A 5045-nucleotide genomic window follows, 5' to 3' on the forward strand; every position below is an offset into this window, starting at 1 on the left:
GGCGGTGATGCCGAACCCGCCCGCCGCGCGCGAACCGATGCCGACGGTGGCGGTTACGCTGACATCCTGCGGCACTTTGATCTTCAATTGGCCACCCGCGACCTTCAACGCGCCGATGAAACAGGCCGAATAGCCCGCTGCAAAAAGCTGCTCGGGATTGGTGCCGTCACCACCGGCGCCGCCCAGTTCCTTAGGGGTGGACAGGTTGACGGCCAGAACGCCATCGTCGCTGCGGGCCGTGCCGTCGCGACCACCAGTTGCCGTGGCGCGGGTGCGATATTTGACATCAACGGACATGAAACACTCCTTCGCTGTTTGCGATATTGATTATCGCGATAACGAGTTAAATATGATACGCACCCGCCATTGTCCAGAGAATATTTATCGCGATAATATTTTGTGATAGATGGGTGGAAGAAGGAGACATGATGTGGCCGCTGCCTTACCCCTCGATCAGCAACTCTGCTTCTCGCTCTATGCCGCCAGCATGGCGATAAGCCGCGCCTATAAACCCATGCTCGATGCCATGGGCATAACCTATCCCCAATATCTGGTCCTCCATGCTTTGTGGGAGGAGGACGGTCGAACCATCGGCCAGATCGCAGACCGCCTCTCGCTCGAATCCAGCACCATTACGCCGCTGGTCAAGCGGCTGGAGGCCGCCGGTCATCTGACGCGGGCGCGCAGCAGCGTCGATGAACGGCGTGTGGAGGTGCGGCTCACCGATAGCGGGCGGGGATTGCGCGAACAATGTGGCTGCCTTGCCGAAACATTGATGGAGCGCTTGTCGATCACGTCGGCCGAACTCGATCAGTTGAACCTGCAGGTCCAGAATCTCTGGCAGGAATTGCGCGCCACCACGGTGTAGCAGGCGCGATGCGCGCTCGCGCCAAAAAGAAGCCCCGGCCCGGCAAGGAGCGGGCCGGGGCTTCCCTCGGTGGATCAGAAACGGAAGCTGGTCGTCACCATCACGCTTTGCGTATCGAACTTGTCGCCACGGCTGATGCTCGTGCCGCCCGATGGCGTGATCAGGAACGGGTTGGTCGCCGGTGCGGTGCCGGCGCCGACATCGACCCGATACTCATCGACATTATAGCGCGTCCACAAATAGCGGGCGCCGATCGAGAAATTGTCCGACACCTTGGCTTCGACACCGCCGCCCATGGTATAGCCCCAGCCATCTTCACTGCGGTTCTGATCGGTGAAGCTGTTGGCGCCGTTGCTGGTGGTGAAGTTGTTCTTGACCTTCGCATAGGCCAGGCCGCCGGTGATGTAGGGCATGACGCCGCCCGGCGTGGTATAGCCCAGCCGCGCGCGCAGATTGCCGTTCCAGTCGATCTTGCGGCGCATCGTGTAGAAGGCCGGGGTGGTCGAAAATTCCGTCACCTTGTCATCGACATAGGCTTGTCCCGCTTCGGCGACCACGCCGGCCACGATGCTGCCGAACTGCATGTCATAACCGACATGTCCCATCCAGCCGATCGCGTCCTTGTCACCGTCGCAGCCCGACGCCGGGGTCCGGCCCCGTGCGCCGCCGCCGCAAGTGCCGGGCGAGAAGGCGTTGGCGCCGGTGGTGGTCGTCACGGCGTCGTCATAGCTGCCGTCGCCATCGGTATCGAAACGCAGATGTTCCTCGCCATCGCCTTTCTGCCAGTTATAGCCAAAGGACCCGCCGACATAGGGTCCGGTCCAATCCACCGCGCCCGCGCCGTCCTGCGCCAGGGCCGGCATCGACAGGCCAAGTGTCAGCGCTGCGCCAATCGGCGCCAAAAACTTGTATTGCATGGGAAATTCTCCTCACCTGGGGCAGGTCGCCCTTCGCAAGCGCAAACGGATCGTGGCGCGTAAAGGTTTCATCGCCAATCGTAACATTTCATTGCTGCGCCGCAGCCAACCGCAACGCTTGCGCCCGCCGCCTGCAAGCCTATAGATTCCCGTCATGTCCGATGACCTGTTCGCAGCCACCCCGTCCACCACGACCGATTACGATGCCTCCGCCATCGAAGTGCTTGAAGGGCTGGAGCCGGTCCGCCGCCGACCCGGCATGTATATCGGCGGCACCGACGAGCGCGCGCTGCATCATCTGGCCAGCGAAGTGCTCGACAACAGCATGGACGAAGCGGTCGCGGGCCACGCCAACCGGATCGAAATGACGCTGGAGGCGGGCAATCGCCTTACCATCACCGACAATGGCCGCGGCATCCCGGTCGATCCGCACCCCAAATTCCCCGGCAAGTCGGCGCTGGAGGTGATCCTGACCACCCTCCATTCGGGCGGCAAGTTCGAGGGCAAGGCCTATGCCACCTCAGGCGGCCTGCATGGCGTCGGCATCTCGGTCGTCAATGCGCTCTCCACTTCGACTGTCATCGAAGTAGCGCGCAACAAGGAATTATTCCGTCAGGGCTTTTCACAGGGGCTGCCGCTCGCCCCGCTTGAAAAGGTCGGGGCTGCGCCCAATCGTCGCGGCACCTCGGTCGCCTTCACCCCGGATACCGCCATCTTCGGCGAACAAAAGTTCAAGCCCGCCCGTCTCTACCGCCTCGCCCGCTCCAAGGCCTATCTGTTCGCGGGCGTGGAGATACGCTGGAAATGCGACCCCGCGCTCATCAGCGACGACACGCCGGCGGAAGCCGTGTTCCAGTTCCCCGGCGGCCTGGCCGATCATCTCAAGGAACAGGTTGGCGACCGCGAATGCGCCACGAGCGTCTTCTTTGCGGGCAATCAGGATTTTCCGGGCGATGCAGGCCGGGTCGAATGGGCGGTCGCCTGGCCACTCTGGTCGGACGGCAGCTATAGCTGGTATTGCAACACCATCCCCACGCCCGACGGCGGCACCCATGAAGCGGGGCTGCGCGCCGCACTGGTCAAGGGCATCCGCGCCTTCGCCGACCTCGTCGGGCAGAAGAAGGCGAAGGACATCACCGCCGACGACGTCATGACGTCATCGGAAATCATGCTGTCCGTCTTCATCCGCGAACCCCAGTTCCAGAGCCAGACCAAGGACCGACTGACCAGTCCCGACGCCGCGCGGCTGGTCGAAAATGCGGTGCGCGACCATTTCGACCATTATCTCACCGACCATATGGACCGGGGCAAGGCGCTGCTCGCCTATGTGCTCGACCGCATGGACGAACGCCTCCGCCGCAAGCAGGAAAAGGAGGTCAAGCGCAAGACCGCGACCAACAGCCGCAAGTTGCGCCTGCCCGGCAAGCTCACCGACTGTTCGAACGATGACCCCGAAGGCGCTGAAATCTTTCTGGTCGAAGGCGACAGCGCCGGCGGATCGGCCAAGCAGGCGCGCGACCGCAAGACGCAGGCGATCCTCCCCCTGCGCGGTAAGATCCTCAATGTCGCCTCAGCCAACACCGCCAAGATATTGGCGAACCAGGAAATTGCCGACATGATCCTGGCGCTGGGCTGCGGCACGCGCAAGGATTGCAACCCCACCAACCTGCGCTATGACCGCATCGTCATCATGACCGACGCCGATGTCGACGGCGCGCATATCGCCACTTTGCTGATGACCTTCTTCTTTCAGGAAATGCCGGAACTGGTGCGGCGCGGCCATCTCTACCTTGCGCAGCCGCCGCTCTATCGCCTCGTCGCGGGCGGCAAGAGCCTCTATGCCAAGGACGACGCGCATCGCCAGGAACTGTTGCGCACCGAATTCAAGGGCAAGAAGGTCGAGACCAGCCGCTTCAAGGGGCTGGGCGAAATGAACCCGATGCAGTTGCGCGAAACCACCATGGACCCCAAAACCCGCAGCCTCATCCGCATCACCCTGCCCGACGATATCGAGGACCGGCAGCAGGTGCGCGATCTGGTCGACCGGCTGATGGGCACCAACCCCGCCCACCGCTTCGCCTTCATCCAGGAAAATGCCGCCGCCGTTGACGAGGAAGCGATCGACGCATGAGGATAGGCATAGCCTCTCCGCTCCGTGCTCCTGCGAAAGCAGGAGCCTAGGATCGGATGCATGACGGGAGATATTGGGCGCCCGCTTTCGCAGGCGCACGACAGGGCCTGATCTGCATCCTGCTGCTGTTCATGCTCGCCTCCGTCCCCGCCAGCGCCGCCCCGTCCCCCGCCTATCAGGCCCGCGCGCAGCAACTCCTCCACATCCTCGCCGCCCCCGGCGACGAGACGGATTTCTTCGCGCCGCTCTTCCTCGACGCCGTGCCGGTGGACCGCTGGCGCGCCATTGCCGCCGACCTGCGCGCCCAGCATGGCAAGCCGCTGTCGCTCGGCGCGGTGCGGACCGAAAGCGCCACCGCGGGCCAGGTCGAAATCCGCTATGAGCGCGCCACTATCGGCTTCACCCTTGTCGTGGCGCCGCAGCCGCCCAGCCGCGTCATCGGGCTCCACATCGTCGGCGCGCGCACGGCCAATGACAGCCTGGACAAGGTGATGGCCGACCTGGCCGCCCTGCCCGGCCGGACCGCTTTCGCCATGGCGCGGCTGACCGACGCCGCGCCGCAAAATCTGCGCGCCCGCGCCGCCGACGCCCCTATGGCGACCGGCTCCAGCTTTAAACTCTATATCCTCGCCGAACTCGCCCGCGCCACATCGGCCGGCGAGCGAAGCTGGAGCGACGTCGTCCCGCTCGGCCCCAAAAGCTTTTCCGGCCGCCTGATGACCTGGCCCGACCAGGCGCCGATGACGCTCCACAGCCTCGCCACCGCCATGATCACGGAAAGCGACAATAGCGCAGCCGACACGCTGCTCCATGCGCTGGGCCGGGACCGGGTGGACGCGATGCTGGCGCGCAGCGGCCATGCCGATCCGGCGCGGGCCCTGCCGCTGCTCAGCACCGCCGAAGCCTTCGCGCTCAAAATGCCCGACCGTGCCGATCTGCGCGCCCGCTATGTCGCCGCGACCCCCGACGCCCGCCGCGCGCTGCTGCGCGAAGCCGCCCCGCGCCTCACCGCCGCCGGCATCGACATCGGCAGCGTCGCAGACCGTCCGGTTGCGATCGACGGCATCGAATGGTTCGCCTCGCCCGACGACATGATCGCCCTGCTCGACTGGCTGCGGCGCAGCGGCGG

Annotated in this window: 5 protein-coding genes; 3 read left to right on the forward strand and 2 right to left on the reverse strand. The window is 64.5% G+C overall.

Annotated elements, in window-relative coordinates:
* Nucleotides 1-297: Ohr family peroxiredoxin (locus tag C100_RS30445; protein ID WP_024018822.1), on the reverse strand; the 297-nt coding region annotated here is incomplete at its 3' end.
* Between the two features lie 133 nt (nt 298-430).
* On the opposite strand from C100_RS30445, the gene C100_RS30450 reads away from it, so the two are divergent.
* Nucleotides 431-868 carry a MarR family winged helix-turn-helix transcriptional regulator gene (locus C100_RS30450; protein ID WP_024018823.1) on the forward strand — a complete coding sequence of 146 codons (438 nt, stop codon included), beginning with the start codon at nt 431-433 and terminating at the stop codon, nt 866-868.
* Nucleotides 869-942: 74 nt separating this feature from the next.
* On the opposite strand, the gene C100_RS30455 is transcribed toward C100_RS30450, so the two are convergent.
* Nucleotides 943-1785, reverse strand: a complete 843-nt coding sequence (locus C100_RS30455) for an outer membrane protein (RefSeq protein WP_024018824.1) — start codon at nt 1783-1785, stop codon at nt 943-945.
* A 154-nt stretch (nt 1786-1939) separates the two neighbouring features.
* Between C100_RS30455 and parE the strand changes: the two genes are divergently transcribed.
* Nucleotides 1940-3916, forward strand: a complete 1977-nt coding sequence (gene parE, locus C100_RS30460) for a DNA topoisomerase IV subunit B (protein WP_024018825.1) — start codon at nt 1940-1942, stop codon at nt 3914-3916.
* Nucleotides 3917-3972: 56 nt separating this feature from the next.
* On the forward strand, nt 3973-5045 hold a 1073-nt coding region (locus tag C100_RS30465), incomplete at its 3' end, for a serine hydrolase (protein ID WP_024018826.1).

Source organism: Sphingobium sp. C100, assembly GCF_000508185.1.
Taxonomy (GTDB): domain Bacteria; phylum Pseudomonadota; class Alphaproteobacteria; order Sphingomonadales; family Sphingomonadaceae; genus Sphingobium.

Coding starts and splice junctions, on each gene's coding strand:
- C100_RS30455 (WP_024018824.1), bottom strand. CDS start 1,785: ATGCAATACAAGTTTTTGGCGCCGATTGGCGCAGCGCTGACACTTGGC.
- parE (WP_024018825.1), top strand. CDS start 1,940: ATGTCCGATGACCTGTTCGCAGCCACCCCGTCCACCACGACCGATTAC.